Origin of the sequence: Ectopseudomonas khazarica (assembly GCF_017915135.1) — a bacterium.
In the GTDB taxonomy this organism is placed as follows: Bacteria; Pseudomonadota; Gammaproteobacteria; order Pseudomonadales; family Pseudomonadaceae; genus Aquipseudomonas; species Aquipseudomonas khazarica.
This window is the reverse complement of the sequence record NZ_CP068551.1, coordinates 2,306,181-2,323,593: the sequence shown is the minus strand read 5'-3', so window position 1 is coordinate 2,323,593 and position 17,413 is coordinate 2,306,181. Positions and strand designations below refer to the sequence as shown.

At 62.1% G+C, this 17,413-nt stretch carries 12 protein-coding genes and 3 tRNA genes; 6 read left to right on the top strand and 9 right to left on the bottom strand.

Annotated elements, in window-relative coordinates:
* Positions 1-78: 78 nt before the first annotated feature.
* From JLK41_RS11010 to fabI, 6 genes are read left to right on the top strand one after another with little or no spacing between them, the layout of a single operon-like run.
* Entirely contained in the window at positions 79-1,908 is a 1,830-nt protein-coding gene (locus JLK41_RS11010) for an extracellular solute-binding protein (RefSeq protein WP_210391002.1), read from the top strand.
* On the top strand, positions 1,905-3,752 hold the full coding sequence (locus JLK41_RS11005; RefSeq protein WP_037052955.1) for an extracellular solute-binding protein: 1,848 nt from the start codon (positions 1,905-1,907) through the stop codon (positions 3,750-3,752). Before JLK41_RS11010 ends, JLK41_RS11005 begins: the two co-directional genes overlap by 4 nt.
* A 2-nt stretch (positions 3,753-3,754) precedes the next feature.
* Positions 3,755-4,828 (top strand): microcin C ABC transporter permease YejB, encoded by a 1,074-nt coding sequence (locus JLK41_RS11000; protein WP_037052957.1) that lies wholly within the window; start codon positions 3,755-3,757, stop codon positions 4,826-4,828.
* Between the two features lie 2 nt (positions 4,829-4,830).
* The gene (locus JLK41_RS10995) at positions 4,831-5,850 is read left to right on the top strand and encodes an ABC transporter permease (protein WP_037052959.1); all 1,020 of its coding nucleotides are present in this window, start codon (positions 4,831-4,833) and stop codon (positions 5,848-5,850) included.
* Position 5,851: 1 nt separating this feature from the next.
* A complete protein-coding gene (locus JLK41_RS10990; protein ID WP_210391001.1) occupies positions 5,852-7,465 on the top strand; it encodes an ABC transporter ATP-binding protein in 1,614 nt (537 codons plus the stop codon).
* 28 nt (positions 7,466-7,493) lie between these two features.
* Positions 7,494-8,288, top strand: a complete 795-nt coding sequence (gene fabI, locus JLK41_RS10985) for an enoyl-ACP reductase FabI (protein WP_003461408.1) — start codon at positions 7,494-7,496, stop codon at positions 8,286-8,288.
* A 139-nt stretch (positions 8,289-8,427) separates the two neighbouring features.
* Here fabI and JLK41_RS10980 read toward each other — a convergent pair whose 3' ends face one another.
* The 9 genes from JLK41_RS10980 to JLK41_RS10940 form a co-directional block, all read right to left on the bottom strand.
* Positions 8,428-10,275: a SurA N-terminal domain-containing protein gene (locus JLK41_RS10980; RefSeq protein WP_210391000.1), complete on the bottom strand. Its 1,848-nt coding sequence runs from the start codon at positions 10,273-10,275 to the stop codon at positions 8,428-8,430.
* Positions 10,276-10,468: 193 nt separating this feature from the next.
* Complete coding sequence (hupB, locus tag JLK41_RS10975; RefSeq protein ID WP_003239952.1) at positions 10,469-10,741, bottom strand: nucleoid-associated protein HU-beta; 273 nt, start codon at positions 10,739-10,741, stop codon at positions 10,469-10,471.
* A 135-nt stretch (positions 10,742-10,876) separates the two neighbouring features.
* A complete protein-coding gene (lon, locus tag JLK41_RS10970; protein WP_210390999.1) occupies positions 10,877-13,273 on the bottom strand; it encodes an endopeptidase La in 2,397 nt (798 codons plus the stop codon).
* Positions 13,274-13,422: 149 nt separating this feature from the next.
* Entirely contained in the window at positions 13,423-14,703 is a 1,281-nt protein-coding gene (gene clpX, locus JLK41_RS10965) for an ATP-dependent Clp protease ATP-binding subunit ClpX (protein WP_037052970.1), read from the bottom strand.
* Between the two features lie 107 nt (positions 14,704-14,810).
* The gene (gene clpP, locus JLK41_RS10960; protein WP_210390998.1) at positions 14,811-15,452 is read right to left on the bottom strand and encodes an ATP-dependent Clp endopeptidase proteolytic subunit ClpP; all 642 of its coding nucleotides are present in this window, start codon (positions 15,450-15,452) and stop codon (positions 14,811-14,813) included.
* A 94-nt stretch (positions 15,453-15,546) separates the two neighbouring features.
* Positions 15,547-16,857, bottom strand: a complete 1,311-nt coding sequence (gene tig, locus JLK41_RS10955) for a trigger factor (RefSeq protein WP_037052976.1) — start codon at positions 16,855-16,857, stop codon at positions 15,547-15,549.
* Between the two features lie 126 nt (positions 16,858-16,983).
* A tRNA-Leu gene (locus JLK41_RS10950) sits at positions 16,984-17,068 on the bottom strand.
* A 55-nt stretch (positions 17,069-17,123) separates the two neighbouring features.
* A tRNA-His gene (locus JLK41_RS10945) sits at positions 17,124-17,199 on the bottom strand.
* A 38-nt stretch (positions 17,200-17,237) separates the two neighbouring features.
* A tRNA-Arg gene (locus JLK41_RS10940) sits at positions 17,238-17,314 on the bottom strand.
* Positions 17,315-17,413 lie beyond the last annotated feature (99 nt).

Sequence of the window (17,413 nt, the reverse complement as noted above, 5' to 3'; positions counted from 1 at the left end):
CTTTTTCCTGCCGATACAAGCTGTTACTGTACCGCTCAAGAAGCCCAAACGCCGCCATGGATCGGATCTCACCTCCCGATGCGACCCCTCCTCCTGCCGTTCCTCAGCCTGGCCTTGAGCTTTCCCGCCTCTGCGACTATCAGCGAGAGCCACGGCTACGCCCAGTTCGGGACGCTCAAGTACCCTGCCAGCTTCAGTCACTTCGACTGGGTCAACGCCGACGCGCCCAAGGGCGGCACGTTGCGCGTCATGGCGTCCGGCACCTTCGATACGCTCAACCCCTACACGTTCAAGGGTACCAGCCCGATCGCCACTGCACATTTCCTGCAGTACGGCGTCAATGAACTGAACGAACCGCTGATGGTGGGCACCGGCGCCTACGACCCGTCGGGCGACGAGCCGGCCTCCAGCTATGGCCTGATCGCCGGAAGCGTGGAGTACAGCGAAGACCGCAGCTGGGTGGTCTTCAACCTGCGCCCGGAGGCGCGCTTCAACGATGGCAAGCCGATCACGGCCTATGACGTGGCCTTCTCCTATCGCCTGCTGCTTGCCGAAGGCCATCCGCAGTACCGGACCAACCTGCAGGAGGTGAAGCGTGTCGACATCCTCGGCCGCCACCGCATTCGCTTCGTCTTCAAGCGTGCCGGCAATCCCCTGTTGATACTGCGCCTGGGGGAACTGCCGGTCCTGCCGCAGCACTACTGGAAAGGCCGCGACTTCAAGAGCACCACCTTCGAGCCACCACTGGGCAGCGGCCCCTACCGCATCGTCGAGGTCGTGCCCGGGCGACGCCTGGTGTTCGAACGGGTGAAGAACTGGTGGGGCAAGGACCTGCCGGTCAATCGCGGCAAGTACAACTTCGACCGGGTGGAAGTGGAGTTCTACCGCGACAACAACGTGGCCTTCGAAGCGTTCAAGGCCGGTGAATTCGATTTCTACATCGAGAACCAGGCAAAGAACTGGAGCAACGGCTACGACTTCCCGGCCGTCGCCCGCGGCGAGGTGGTTCGCGCCGAGATTCCGCACCGCATCCCGACCCAGACCCAGGCGCTGTTCATGAACAGCCGGCGCGCCCTGTTCAGCGACCGTCGGGTGCGCGAGGCACTGGGCCTGATGTTCGACTTCGAATGGACCAACCGCACGTTGTTCAACAACGCCTACGTGCGCGCCGCCAGCTACTACCCCAACAGCGAATTCTCGGCGACCGGCAAGCCCGAGGGCGCCGAGTGGCTGCTGCTGTCACCGCACCGCGACAAGCTCCCCGCCCGCCTGTTCACCGAGCCACCGACCCAGCCAGTGACCAACGGCCGTGGCATCCCCCGGGAAACCTTGCGCCGTGCCCTCGGTCTATTGGCCGAAGCCGGCTGGAAGCCGGTCGGTCAGGAGCTGCGCAATGCCCGCGGGCAGCGTCTCGAATTCGAGATCATGCTGGTCAACCCCAGCCTCGAGCGCATCCTCCAGCCCTACACCGCCAACCTTGCCAGCATCGGCATACAGGCCAATCTGCGTACCGTGGACCGCGCCCAGTACAAGCAACGCCTCGATCAGTTCGACTACGACATGATTCTGCTGACCCTGCCACAAACCCTCAGCCCGGGCCTGGAACAGTCGCTGTATTTCCACTCCAGCCAGGTAAACGTCAAGGGCGGCAAGAACTACGCCGGAATCAACGACCCGGTGGTCGACGAGATGATCGACAAACTGCTCTCGGCGCAGACCCGCGACGAACAGATCGCCGCCACCCGCGCCCTCGACCGCGTGCTGCTGTGGCAGTACTACAGCATCCCCAACTGGTACATCAATTATCACCGCCTGGCGTACCGCAATCGGTTCGCCTTCGTCACCACGCCGCCCTACACGCTGGGCCTGCGTACCTGGTGGCTGAAGCCAACGGAGAACGCTCGATGACCCACCCGCTGCGCAGTTTCCTGCTTCACGGCAGCAGCCTCATTCTGCTCGGCCTGGCCGGCCTGGCCTCCGCCGCCCCGCAACACGCCGTCACGCTGTATGACGAACCGCCCAAGTACCCCGCCAACTTCACCCACTTCGAGTACACCAATCCCGATGCGCCCAAGGGCGGCACTTTCCGCGAGGCCGGTTTCGGCGGCTTCGACAGCCTCAACCCGTTCATCAGCAAAGGCGTGGCCGCCGACGACATCGGCCTGATCTACGACACCCTCGCCGTACAGAGCATGGATGAGCCCTTCACCGCCTACGGCCTGATCGCGGAGAAGATCGAGAAAGCGCCGGACAATGCCTGGGTGCGCTTCCTGTTGCGCAAGCAAGCGCGCTTTCATGACGGCACCCCCGTCACCGCCGAGGACGTCAAGTTCACCTTCGATACCCTGATGGAAAAAGGCGCGCCCATGTACCGCGGCTACTACGCCGACGTCGACCACGTCGAGGTGGAGTCGCCACACAGCGTGCGCTTCGTGTTCAAGCATGCCGGCAACCGCGAGCTGCCGCTGATCGTCGGCCAGTTGCCGGTACTGCCCAAGCACTGGTGGGCCGAGCGCGACTTCGCCAAGGGCAATCTCGATGCTCCGCTGGGCAGCGGCCCGTACCAGGTCGACCGGGTCCAGGCCGGGCGCAGCATCCGCTACGAACGGGTCAAGGACTGGTGGGCCAAGGACCTGCCGGTCACCCGTGGCTTCTACAATTTCGACGCCATCCAGATCGACTACTACCGCGATAACACCGTGGCCCTGGAAGCGCTCAAGGCGGGTCAGTTCGACTATTGGCTCGAGACCAGCGCGAAGAACTGGGCCACGGCCTACAACACGCCGGCCGTCGCCAACGGCCAGCTGATCAAGGAAGAGATCCAGAACCGCAACCCCACCGGCATGCAGGGCTTCATCTTCAACACCCGCCGCCCGCAGTTCCAGGACCGCCGGGTGCGAGAGGCACTGGGCCTGCTGTTCGACTTCGAGTGGGCCAACAAGCGCCTGTTCAACGGCGCCTACAGCCGCACCCACAGCTACTTCGACAACTCCGAGCTGGGCTCCAGCGGCTTGCCGGGCGACGAGGAACTGGCGATTCTCGAGCCGCTGCGCAACCAGATTCCGCCCGAGGTGTTCAACGAGGAGTTCCGCGTGCCGGTCACCGACGGCAGCGGCATCATCCGCGAGCAGCAGCGCCGCGCCTATCAGCTGCTGCAACAGGCCGGCTGGCGCATCGACGGCGACCGCATGCTCGATGCCAACGGCCAGCCGGTGACGTTCGAATTCCTCCTCGCGCAGACCGAGTTCGAGCGCATCCTCCTGCCCTTCAAGCGCAACCTTTCCGACCTCGGCATCGAACTGGTCATCCGCCGTGTCGACGTCTCGCAGTACATCAACCGCCTGCGCTCGCGTGATTTCGACATGATCGTCGGCGGCTTCGGCCAGTCCAACTCGCCCGGCAACGAGCAGCGCGAGTACTGGCACTCCTCCAGCGCCGACAACCCGGGCAGCCGCAACTACATCGGCCTGAAGGACCCGGCCATCGACCAGCTCGTCGAAGGGCTGATCAACGCCGACTCCCGGCAGGACCTGATCAGTCACACCCGCGCCCTGGATCGCGTGCTGCTGTGGGGCTACTACGTGATCCCCAACTGGCATATCAAGACCTGGCGCGTGGCCTACTGGAATCGCTTCGAGCATCCCAAGGTCACTCCGCTCTACGACATCGGCCTGCATACCTGGTGGGTACGCCCCGGTCTCGAGCAACCGGACGAAGAACAGCAACAACCCGCTGAACAGGCGGAGCAATAAGCATGCTGGCCTATATCATCCGCCGTTTGCTGCTGATCATTCCGACCCTGTTCGGCATCCTGGTGATCAACTTCATCATCATCCAGGCCGCGCCAGGTGGCCCGGTCGAGCAGATGATCGCCAAGCTCGAGGGTTTCGAGGGCGCCACCAGCCGCATCGCCGGTGGCGGCGCCGAAGTCTCGGTGGCCGGCTCCAACTACCGCGGCGCCCAGGGCCTCGACCCGCAGCTGATCAAGGAAATCGAGAAGATGTACGGTTTCGACAAGTCGGCGCCGGAACGCTTCTGGATCATGCTGAAGAACTACGCGCAGCTGGACTTCGGCTCCAGCTTCTTTCGCGACGCCCAGGTCATCGACCTGATCATCGAGAAGATGCCGGTCTCCATATCACTGGGCCTGTGGAGCACCCTGATCATGTACCTGGTCTCCATCCCGCTGGGGATCGCCAAGGCCACCCGGCACGGCAGCGCCTTCGACATCTGGACCAGCTCGGCGATCATCATCGGCTACGCCATTCCCGCCTTCCTCTTCGCCATTCTGCTGATCGTGCTGTTCGCCGGCGGCAGCTACTGGGACTGGTTCCCGTTGCGCGGCCTGACCTCCAACGACTTCGAGTCGCTCAGCCTCGGCGGCAAGATCCTCGACTACCTCTGGCACCTGGTGCTGCCGGTCACGGCACTGGTCATCGGCAACTTCGCCACCCTGACCCTGCTGACCAAGAACAGCTTCCTCGACGAGATCAACAAGCAGTACGTGATCACCGCCCGCGCCAAGGGCCTGACCAACCACCGCGTGCTCTATGGTCACGTCTTCCGCAACGCCATGCTGCTGATCATCGCCGGCTTCCCGGCGGCCTTCATCGGCATCTTCTTCACCGGTTCCCTGCTGATCGAAGTGATCTTCTCCCTCGACGGCCTCGGCCTGATGAGCTTCGAGGCGGCAATCAACCGCGACTATCCGGTGGTCTTCGGCACCCTGTTCATCTTCACCCTGCTGGGGCTGATCGTGAAACTGATCGGTGACATCACCTACACCCTGGTCGACCCCCGTATCGACTTCGAAAGCCGGGAGTGTTGAGCATGAAACTGTCCCCGCTCAATCGCCGCCGTCTCGACCGTTTCAAGGCCCACAAGCGTGGCTGGTGGTCGCTCTGGCTGTTCCTCATCCTGTTCGGCCTGAGCCTCGGCGCCGAACTGATCGCCAACGACAAGCCGCTGGCCGTGCGCTACGACGGCGAGTGGTACTTCCCCGTGCTCAAGCGCTACCCGGAGACCGTGTTCGGTGGCGAATTCCCGCTGCAGGCCAACTACAAGAGCCCGTACATCCAGGACCTGATCGCAGAGAAGGATGGCTGGATGCTCTGGCCACCGATCCCGTTCAGCTATTCGAGCATCAACTACGACCTGGAAGTCCCGGCCCCGGCGCCGCCCTCGGCGCAGAACTGGCTCGGCACCGACGACCAGGGGCGCGACGTGCTGGCGCGGGTCATCTACGGCTTCCGCATCTCGGTGCTGTTCGCCCTGACCCTGACCCTGGCCAGCTCGGTGATCGGCGTCATCGCCGGCGCCCTCCAGGGCTTCTATGGCGGCTGGGTCGACCTGCTCGGCCAGCGTTTCCTGGAAATCTGGTCCGGGCTGCCCGTGCTCTATCTGCTGATCATCCTGGCCAGCTTCGTGCAGCCGAACTTCTGGTGGCTGCTGGGCATCATGCTGCTGTTCTCCTGGATGAGCCTGGTCGACGTGGTCCGCGCCGAGTTCCTCCGTGGGCGCAACCTGGAATACGTGCGCGCCGCACGCGCGCTGGGCATGGGCAATGGCGCGATCATGTTCCGCCACATCCTGCCCAACGCCATGGTCTCGACCATGACCTTCATGCCCTTCATCCTCACCGGCGCGATCGGCACCCTGACCGCTTTGGACTTCCTCGGTTTCGGCCTGCCTCCGGGCGCGCCCTCGCTGGGGGAACTGGTCGCCCAGGGCAAGAGCAACCTGCAGGCGCCCTGGCTGGGCATCAGCGCCTTCGCCGTGCTGGCACTCATGCTGAGCCTGCTGGTGTTCATCGGCGAGGCCGCCCGCGATGCTTTCGACCCGAGGAAATGACATGAGCCAGAACGAAACCCTGCTGCAAGTTCGCGACCTGGCCGTCGAGTTCGTCATGGGCGAGCAGTGCCAGCGCGTGGTCGAGGGCGTCAGCTTCGACATCCACAAAGGCGAGACCCTGGCCCTGGTCGGCGAAAGCGGTTCGGGCAAGTCGGTCACTGCGCATTCCATCCTGCGCCTGCTGCCCTACCCCCTCGCCCGCCATCCGTCCGGCAGCATCGAATACGTCGGTGAAGACCTGCTCAAGCTCGGCGAGGGCCGCCTGCGTGGCATTCGCGGTAACCGTATCGCCATGGTCTTCCAGGAGCCGATGACCTCGCTCAACCCGCTGCACAGCATCGAGAAGCAGATCAACGAGGTGCTAGCCCTGCACAAGGGCCTGCGCGGCAAGGCCGCCAGTGCGCGCACGCTGGAGCTGCTGGAACTGGTCGGCATTCCCGAGCCGAAGAAACGCCTGAAGGCCTACCCCCACGAGCTGTCCGGCGGCCAACGCCAGCGCGTGATGATCGCCATGGCCCTGGCCAACGAGCCGCAACTGCTGATCGCGGATGAGCCAACCACCGCGCTGGACGTCACGGTGCAGCTGAAAATCCTCGAGCTGCTCAAGGATCTGCAGGCGCGCCTGGGCATGTCGTTGCTGCTGATCAGCCACGATCTCAACCTGGTGCGCAGAATTGCGCATCGCGTATGTGTCATGCAGCGCGGTCGCATCGTCGAACAGGCGTCGTGTGAAGAATTGTTCCAGGCTCCGCAGCATCCCTATACCAGGGAACTGCTCGGTGCCGAGCCCAGCGGCGAACCTGCGGCCAACCCCGTGGGCCAGCCGCTGCTGGAAGTGGACGACCTGCGCGTGTGGTTCCCGATCAAGAAGGGCCTGCTGCGTCGGACGGTGGATCATGTCAAAGCGGTGGACGGCATCAACTTCAGCCTGCCCCAGGGCCAGACCCTGGGCATCGTCGGCGAGAGTGGCTCCGGCAAATCCACCCTGGGCATGGCTATTCTGCGGCTGCTCGCCAGCCAAGGTGACATCCGCTTCCAGGGTCAGCATCTGCAGGGCCTTAGCCAGCAGCAGGTACGTCCGCTGCGCCGGCAGATGCAGGTGGTGTTTCAGGACCCCTTTGGCAGCCTGAGCCCACGCATGTCGGTGAGCCAGATCGTCGGTGAGGGTCTGCGCATTCACGGTATGGGCAACGAGGCGGAACAGGAACAAGCCATCATCGACGCGCTTTTGGAGGTAGGGCTGGACCCGCAGACGCGGCATCGCTACCCCCACGAGTTTTCTGGCGGACAACGGCAGCGGATTGCCATTGCCCGAGCACTGGTGTTGAAACCGGCGCTGATCCTGCTCGACGAGCCCACTTCGGCGCTCGACCGCACGGTACAGCGTCAGGTGGTGGAGTTGTTGCGCGGCTTGCAGGCCAAGTACAACCTGACCTATCTGTTTATCAGCCATGATCTGGCGGTAGTCAGAGCGCTGAGCCATCAGCTGATGGTGGTCAAGCAGGGCCAGGTAGTCGAACAGGGGTCTGCCGAGTCGATCTTCAGTGCACCGCAACACCCTTATACGCAGCAGTTGCTGGAAGCCGCTTTCATGGCCCCGGCAACGGCTCACTGATCCTTGAAACAGGAAGAGGAATAGCACAATGGGTTTTCTAACCGGTAAGCGCGTACTCATCGTTGGCGTAGCCAGCAAACTGTCCATCGCCTCGGGTATCGCCGCCGCCATGCACCGCGAAGGTGCCGAGCTGGCTTTCACCTACCAGAACGAAAAGCTCAAGGGTCGCGTCGAAGATTTCGCTGCCGGCTGGGGCTCCAGTGCCGACCTGTGCTTCCCTTGCGATGTGGCCAGCGACGAGGAAATCGCCGCGGTATTCGAAGCGCTGAGCAAGAAATGGGATGGCCTGGACTGCATCGTCCACTCCGTCGGTTTCGCTCCGGGTGACCAGCTGAACGGCGACTTCACCGACGTCACCACCCGTGAAGGCTTCAAGATCGCCCACGACATCAGCGCCTACAGCTTCGTCGCCCTGGCCAAGGCCGGTCGCGAGATGATGAAAGGCCGCAACGGCAGCCTGCTCACCCTCTCCTACCTGGGTGCCGAGCGCACCATGCCCAACTACAACGTCATGGGCATGGCCAAGGCCAGCCTGGAAGCCGGCGTTCGCTACCTCGCCGGCAGCCTCGGCCCGGAAGGCACCCGCGTCAACGCCATCTCCGCCGGCCCGATCCGCACCCTGGCCGCCAGCGGCATCGCCAGCTTCCGCAAGATGCTGGCCGCCAACGAGAAGCAGACCCCGCTGCGCCGCAACGTCACCATCGAGGAAGTCGGCAACGCCGGCGCGTTCCTCTGCTCCGACCTGGCTTCGGGCATCAGCGGTGAAATCATGTACGTCGACGGCGGCTTCAACACCACCGCCATGGGCGCCATGGAAGACTGATCCGCGCCGCTCCCGGCAGAGCAGTTGCCGGGAGCGTCTCGCTGTCATCCCCGGATGGCAGGCAATAAAAAACCCGCACGCCGTGCGGGTTTTATTATTGCCTGTTCCAGCGCCTCGCCAGAGGCACTGGAGGAGCGACTCAGAAGCGCTCGATATCGGCTTCGGCGGCCAGCTGCTTGCGCAGTGCGGCGAAGTCCTGCTGGCCTTCGCGCGAGGCCAGGAAGTTGCGGTACATGGCCAGTTGCTCGGCCGCCAGCGCTTCCTCCGGCACGTTGACGCCATCCAGGCGCAACAGCACGTAGTCACCCGTGTTCAGGGTCACGCCGGCAAAGGTCGGCTCACCCGCCTTGCTCGGCTTGGCCATGCGGAACAATGCCTGCAGTACCTTGGGCTCCACGCCGTCCTGGCTGCGGGTAACCGCTTCCTGGACCTGCCAGCCGGCATCCTGGGCCTCGCCAGCCTGGGCTGCGGCCAGGCGCTTCTCACCCTCGGCCTTGGCTGCCGCGCTTGCACGCTCCTGCAGCAGATGACCGCGAATGCTCTCGGCAACCTGCTCCAGCGGCAACTGCTCGGGCTGGTTGTGCTCCTTGACGCGAACGACGACGACGGTGCTCGGGTCCAGCTCGATGGTCGAGCTGTTGGCGCCATCCTCGAGAACCTCGGGGCTGAATGCCGCCTGCAGCACCTGACGATTGGCCGTGATGCCGGTAGCGCCGCCTTCGCGGCCAACGGGCTCGCTGACCTTGACCTCGAGACCGAGATCCTGAGCCGGCTGCGCCAGATCCGAAGCCTCGAACGCCGCATCTTCCAGTTGCTTGGTCGCCTCGACGAAACGCTGCTCGACCTGCTGCGCCTTGAAGTCACGTGCCAGCTTGTCCTTGAGGCTATCGAAGCTCGGCACCTCAGGCGACTGGACACCCAGCAGCTTGATCAGGTGCCAGCCGAACGCGCTCTTCACCGGCGCGGAGACTTGCCCCTGCTGCAGTGCATAAAGCGCCTCTTCGAAGGCCGGATCGTAGACGCCAGGGCCGGCATAGCCCAGATCACCGCCGTCGGCGGCCGAGCCCGGATCCTGAGAGAACTCCTTGGCCAGTGCCGCGAAGTCTTCGCCAGCGTCGATGCGCGCCTTGATTTCCTTGGCCTTGGCACGGGCCGCCTCGTCATCACCCTCGATGAGAATGTGCGCGGCATGGCGCTGCTCGGCGAGGTTGGCGATCTCGCTCTCGTACGCCGGCTTGAGGTCCTCGTCACTCACTTCGATCTGATCGAAGAAGCTGTCCTTCTTCAGCTCGACGTATTCCAGCACCACCTGTTCAGGGCTCATGAACTCGCTGGCGTGCTCGTCGTAGTAAGCCTTGACGTCGCTGTCGCTGAGCTCGACCGCAGCGGTGTCGGCCTTGATGGTCAGGCTGGCGAAATCACGCGTCTGACGCTCGAGATTGGCGAAGGCAAGCGCCTGCTGCTCGGTGACGAAGCTGCTGGCACCGATGCCTGCGCGCAGCTGCCCGATCAGCATTTCCTCTTCCAGCATCTGGCGGAACTGCAGGCGGGTGTAACCCATCTGGCGAATCACCTGGTCGAAACGCGCCGCGTCGAAGCGGCCGTCGGCCTGAAACTCCGGCGTCTGCAGGATGACCTGGTCGAGCGCGGTCTGCGAGAAGGCGAAACCGGCGTCGCCAGCGGCCTGTAGCAGCAGCTTGCGGTCGATCAGACCCTTGAGCGAAGACTCGCGCAGCAGCTTGTCATCGAGCTGCGAAGCATCGAAATCACGCCCCAGTTGCTGCAGCAACTGACGACGCTGCATCTCAACGGCCTGACTCAGCTCGTTGAGGGTAATGGTGTCACCGTTCACGTCTGCAGCGTTGTTACGATTGCTGGTTCCCGTGACGATGGCTTCGAAACCGGTAAATGCCATCAGCATGACGATGAGGCCGATGATGGTTTTGGCAATCCAACCGCGTGAATTGTCCCTGATGTTTTGCAGCATGCTTCCCCCAGAACGACTGTACAGAGCCACCAGCCGCGCAATATGGGTAATGTCCAGATAGAGGAAAGGCGCATCCTTGGATGCGCCTTCTCGTAATGCGTTAAGCGGTCAGTGCAGAAAAATTGAAACCACCTGCTCTGCGCCTAACAACCACCGGGCATGGCCCTGGCGGCGAGGCAAACCCGGAAGACGCTTAATTGACGGCGTCTTTCAGAGCCTTGCCGGCTTTGAAGCCTGGGATCTTGGCGGCGGCGATGCTGATCGGCTTGCCGGTCTGCGGGTTGCGGCCAGTGCGAGCAGCACGCTCTTTGACAGCGAAGGTGCCGAAGCCAACCAGTACAACGGAGTCACCAGCCTTCAGGGCGCCAGTGACGGATTCAATCACTGCATCCAGCGCGCGGCCAGCAACAGCTTTCGGGATATCAGCAGATGCAGCAATGGCATCGATCAGTTCCGACTTGTTCACTCTAAGTCCCCTTATTTCTGTTGAGTTTGTTTCTTGATTTTTAGTGTAAGCAAAGCGGGTGCTGGAAGGCCTGCCGACACAATAAAAGCCGTTTTATAGCAAGGGCCGAAAAATTGTGTCAAGAAAGCCCCCCTGCTAATGCGTGCTGATTCGCTCCTTGGAATCAGACTCGCGCTTGTCATCCGTTGCAATCATCTCGGGAGCCGCATCAGGCAAGGGCTCCGGGGCGTATTGCAGCGCAATTTGCAGGACCTCGTCAATCCATTTAACCGGTTTAATCTGCAGGTCTTGTTTAATATTTTCCGGAATTTCTTTCAGGTCACGCACATTTTCTTCCGGAATGATCACCGTCTTGATCCCACCACGGTGAGCGGCCAGAAGTTTTTCCTTGAGCCCGCCGATCGCCAGCACCTGACCACGCAGGGTGATTTCCCCCGTCATGGCGACGTCCGCGCGCACCGGAATCTGCGTCAGCGCCGACACCAGCGCCGTGCACAGGCCGATGCCTGCACTCGGGCCATCCTTGGGCGTCGCACCTTCCGGCATATGGATGTGAACGTCGCGCTTCTCGTTGAAATCGCCGGGAATTCCGAGGCTTCTGGCACGACTGCGGACCACCGTCATGGCAGCCGTCATGGACTCCGCCATGACATCGCCGAGGGAACCGGTCTTGATCAGATTGCCCTTGCCCGGCACCACCGCCGTCTCGATGGTGAGCAGCTCGCCACCCACCTGAGTCCAGGCCAGACCGGTCACCTGACCGATCTGATCCTGCTGCTCGGCAAGGCCATAGCGATGCTTGCGCACGCCCAGGAAGTGCTCCAGCGACTCCGCCGTCACCGTGACCTGGAAGCGCTTCTCGCGCATGTGCTCCTTCACCGCCTTGCGGCACACCTTGGCAATCTGCCGCTCCAGGCTGCGCACACCCGCCTCGCGAGTGTAGTAACGAATGATGTCGCGAATCGCCGCCTCGTCGAATGCCAGTTCGCCCTTCTTCAGGCCATTGGCCTGGATCTGCTTGGGCGCCAGGTACTTGATGGCGATGTTGACCTTCTCGTCCTCGGTGTAACCCGGCAGACGGATGATTTCCATCCGGTCCAGCAGCGGGCCGGGGATGTTCATCGAGTTGGCCGTGCAGAGGAACATCACGTCCGACAGGTCGTAGTCGACCTCCAGATAGTGATCGTTGAAATTGTGGTTCTGCTCGGGATCGAGGACTTCGAGCAGCGCCGAGGCGGGATCGCCGCGCATGTCCTGCCCCATCTTGTCGATCTCGTCGAGCAGGAACAGCGGGTTGCGCACGCCGACCTTGGTCAGTTTCTGGATCAGGCGCCCAGGCATCGAGCCGATGTAGGTGCGGCGATGGCCGCGAATCTCGGCCTCGTCACGCACGCCACCCAGGGCCATGCGCACGAACTTGCGATTGGTCGCGGTAGCGATGGACTCGGCCAGCGAGGTCTTGCCCACGCCAGGCGGCCCTACCAGGCACAGCACCGGGCCCTTGAGCTTCTTCACCCGTTTCTGCACGGCGAGGTACTCGAGAATGCGTTCCTTGACCTCTTCGAGGCCATAGTGGTCGGCATCGAGGATGCTCTCCGCACGCACCAGGTCGAGGCGCACCTTGCTCTCGGCCTTCCACGGCACGTTCACCAGCCAGTCGATATAGGAGCGCACCACGGTGGCTTCGGCGGACATCGGCGACATCTGCTTGAGCTTGTTCAGCTCCGCATTGGCCTTGGCCAGCGCCTCCTTGGACAGGCCCGCGTTGTCGATGCGCTTGCGCAGCTCATCGAGCTCGTTGTGCCCCTCGTCGATGTCGCCCAGCTCTTTCTGAATGGCCTTCATCTGCTCATTCAGGTAGTACTCGCGCTGGCTGCGCTCCATCTGCTTCTTGACGCGACCACGGATGCGTTTCTCGACCTGCAGCAGGTCGATCTCGGCATCCAGCAGGGCCAGCACGTGCTCGACACGCGCGGACAGGGAGGTGATTTCGAGGATTTCCTGCTTCTGCTCGATCTTCAGCGCCATGTGCGCGGCCATGGTGTCGACCAGGCGGCTGGGCTCATCGATGCTGTTGAGCGACGAAAGCACCTCGGCGGGCACCTTCTTGCCCAGCTGCACGTACTGTTCGAACTGGCTCAGCAGGCTGCGCGTGAAGACTTCGGACTCGCGCTCGGCGGTTTCGCCCTCTTCGATCAGCAGCACCTCGGCACGGCAGTGCTCGTCCACCTCGAGGACACGCTCGATGGAGCCGCGCTGCTCGCCCTCGACCAGCACCTTGACGGTGCCGTCCGGCAACTTGAGCAGCTGCAGCACGGTGGCGACGGTGCCAACGCGATAGAGGTCCTGATCATCCGGATCATCGACCGCCGGGTTCTTCTGGGCCACCAGCAAAATCTGCTTGTCACCCGTCATCGCGGCCTCGAGGGCCTCGATGGATTTCTCACGCCCGACGAAAAGCGGGATGACCATGTGCGGATAGACCACAACATCGCGCAACGGCAGGAGAGGCAATTCGATGGTTGTCTTCATGATTTCGGCTCAGCGGCGGCCATAAGGCCGTAAACAGGCGGGATTACCCTTGGCTTTTAAGATGGGGGCAGTGCCCGTAAAAAACAAGCGCAATGTCCACAAAAGCAAAGGGCCCCTGGGGGCCCCTTGCGTGCATCGTGTGACAGGCGTTACGCGTCTGGCGCGGCCTTCGCGGGCGGCTCGCTGTTCTCGTAGATCAGCAGCGGCTTGGAAGAACCATCGATGACGCTCTCGTCGATCACCACCTTGCTCACGTCCTGCTGGGACGGGATTTCATACATGGTGTCGAGCAGAATGCCCTCCAGGATCGACCGCAGACCACGCGCACCGGTCTTGCGCTCCAGGGCCTTCTGCGCCACGGATTTCAGCGCATCCGGACGGAACTCCAGGTCCACGCCCTCCATCTCGAACAGCTTGCCATACTGCTTGGTCAGCGCGTTCTTCGGCTCGGTCAGGATCTGTACCAGGGCCGCCTCGTCCAGCTCTTCGAGGGTCGCGATGACCGGCAGACGACCGACGAACTCGGGAATCAGTCCGAACTTGACCAGATCGTCCGGCTCGACCTCACGCAGCGACTCGCCGATCTTCTTGCCCTCTTCCTTGCTGCGCACCTCGGCACCGAAACCGATACCGCCCTTGGTGGAGCGGGCCTGAATGACCTTCTCCAGGCCAGCGAAGGCACCGCCGCAGATGAACAGGATATTGCGCGTGTCGACCTGCAGGAACTCCTGCTGCGGGTGCTTGCGGCCGCCCTGCGGCGGTACCGAAGCCACGGTCCCCTCGATCAGCTTGAGCAGGGCCTGCTGCACGCCCTCGCCCGATACGTCACGGGTGATCGACGGGTTGTCGGACTTGCGCGAGATCTTGTCGATTTCGTCGATGTAGACGATGCCCATCTGGGCCTTCTCGACATCGTAATCGCACTTCTGCAGCAGCTTCTGGATGATGTTCTCGACGTCCTCGCCCACGTAACCGGCCTCGGTCAGCGTGGTCGCGTCGGCGATGGTGAACGGCACATTGAGCAGGCGCGCCAGGGTTTCCGCCAGCAGCGTCTTGCCCGAACCGGTCGGACCGATCAGCAGGATGTTGCTCTTGCCCAGTTCGACATCGTCTTTCTTGTCGCGCTGATTGAGACGCTTGTAGTGGTTGTACACCGCTACCGACAGCACCTTCTTCGCACGCTCCTGACCAATCACATACTGATCGAGGATGCTGCTGATTTCCTTGGGTGCCGGGAGTTTGTGCGCGCTGCTCTCGGCCTGGGCTTCCTGCACCTCCTCGCGGATGATGTCATTGCACAGGTCGACGCATTCGTCGCAGATGAAGACGGAAGGACCGGCGATCAACTTGCGCACTTCGTGCTGGCTCTTGCCGCAGAAGGAGCAATAAAGCAGTTTGCCGCTGTCCTCACCGTTACGGGTGTCAGTCATTCGATCAATCCAATACGGTAGGCTTGAAACACAAGATGAAGGCAAATGCGGGCATTTTCAAGGGCACGAATCGTCCCCGTGCAGAATGCCCGCAGCCGGCGCCTCATCTACACCGGCATTTTACGCTTCTCATGCACCGCATCGACCAGGCCGTACTCGACGGCACGCGACGCGCTCATGAAGTTGTCGCGGTTGGTATCACGCTCGATGGTTTCCAGGTTCTGCCCCGTGTGATGCGCCAGCAACTCGTTCAGGCGCTCACGGATGAAGAGGATTTCCTTGGCATGGATCTCGATATCCGAGGCCTGACCCTGGAAGCCGCCCAACGGCTGGTGGATCATCACGCGCGAGTTCGGCAGGCAGAAACGCTTGCCCTTGGCGCCGCCGGCCAGCAGGAAAGCACCCATGCTGCAGGCCTGACCGATGCAGGTAGTGGACACGTCCGCCTTGATGAACTGCATGGTGTCGTAGATGGCCATACCGGCCGTCACCGAACCACCCGGCGAGTTGATGTACAGGTGAATGTCCTTGTCCGGGTTCTCTGCTTCCAGGAACAGCAGCTGGGCGCAGATCAGGTTGGCCATGTAGTCCTCGACCTGACCCACCAGGAAGATCACACGCTCCTTGAGCAGGCGCGAGTAGATGTCATAGGCACGCTCGCCACGAGCGGACTGCTCGATGACCATCGGCACCAGGCCGCCAGCGGCCTGGATTTCAGGCATGTTTTGCATAAAAGGATTGCGGGACATGTCTTGCGCTCACTCCCTAATAGTCATGTCTCAAATACACATAAGCCAGCACGGAGGCTGGCTTATGGTGGTGTTCTCGAACGAGGTGACCCGATCAGTCGGCTTTAGGAGCTTCCGCCGGCTTGACTGCGTCTTCGTAGGAAACCGCTTTATCGGTCACGTTGGCCTTCTGCAGAACAGTATCTACAACTTGTTCTTCCAGTACAACCGAACGCACTTCGTTCATCTGCTGATCGTTCTTGTAGTACCAGGCGACCACTTGCTCGGGCTCCTGGTAGGCGGAGGCCATCTCTTCGATCAGCTCGCGCACACGGGCCTCGTCAGGCTTCAGCTCGAACTGCTTGACCACTTCCGCGACGATCAGGCCCAGCACGACGCGACGCTTGGCTTGTTCTTCGAACAGTTCGGCCGGCAGTTGGTCTGGCTTGATGTTGCCACCGAACTGCTGAACAGCCTGCACGCGCAGACGATCCACTTCGTTGCCGATCAGCGCCTTCGGTACTTCGACCGGGTTGGCAGCCAGCAGGCCGTCCATTACCTGGTTCTTGACCTTGGACTTGATGGCCTGGCGCAGCTCGCGCTCCATGTTCTTGCGAACTTCGGCGCGGAAGCCTTCCAGACCGCCTTCCTTGATGCCGAACAGGGCGAAGAACTCGTCGTTCAGCTCAGGCAGTTGCGGTGCGGAAACGCTGTTCACGGTCACGGTGAACTCGGCGGTCTTGCCGGCCAGATCGAGGTTCTGATAGTCCTCGGGGAAGGTCGGGTTGATGACGCGTTCTTCACCCGCCTTGACGCCGACCAGAGCCTCTTCGAAGCCTGGGATCATGCGACCGGAGCCCAGTACCAGCTGAGTGCCCTTGGCGCTGCCGCCGGCGAAGGCTTCGCCGTCGATCTTGCCGACGAAGTCGATGTTCAGCTGGTCGTCGTTCTCGGCAGCACGCTCGACGGTTTCGAAGCGAGTGTTCTGCTTGCGCAGGATGTCCAGCATGTTGTCGACATCGCTGTCAGCCACGTCGGCCTGCAGGCGCTCGATGGCGATGGAGTCGAAGCCGGAAACCTCGAACTCGGGGAAAACTTCGAAGGTCGCGACGTATTCCAGGTCCTTGCCCTTCTCGAAGGACTTCGGCTCTACCGCAGGAGCGCCGGCCGGGTTCAGCTTCTGCTCGACCACGGCTTCATAGAAGGTGGCCTGGATCAGGTCGCCCAGTGCTTCCTGACGAGCGGCGTCTTCGTAACGCTGACGGATGACGCTCATCGGCACCTTGCCAGGACGGAAGCCAGGAACCTTGGCACGACGGGCAGTCTGTTGCAGACGCTTGTTGACTTCGGTCTCGATGCGCTCGACGGGGACGCCGACGGTCATGCGGCGCTCAAGAGCAGAAGTGCTTTCAACAGAAACTTGCATGGATATTCCTCGTTGCACAGACATAAGCCGGCTCGAACCGGCCCCGAATCAAGGCCAAGCATTCTAGAGGGTCGATATGAAGAAGTCACCCTAGAAACAGGCGGCAATGCGGGGGGATTTGTAAGATGGTGCGGACGGAGAGACTCGAACTCTCACACCTTGCGGCGCCAGAACCTAAATCTGGTGTGTCTACCAATTTCACCACGTCCGCGTGGTTTCAAGCTAAAAACAAAAACGCCAGGCTTTTGGCCTGGCGTTCTGGAATATGGGGTGGACGATGGGAATCGAACCCACGACACCAGGAGCCACAATCCTGTGCTCTACCAACTGAGCTACGCCCACCATATTGCATTGCTTACTCAAATTGCCTGACCGCCAAATGGCGCACCCGGCAGGACTCGAACCTGCGACCATCCGCTTAGAAGGCGGATGCTCTATCCAGCTGAGCTACGGGCGCTTATCCATCCGCTAACGCAGACTTAGAAGCTTTCGGCTCCAGCCTCACCACGGGGGCTTGGCTCTTGCCGTCTCACCCAGCGAGTGGCTGTTCCTGAGA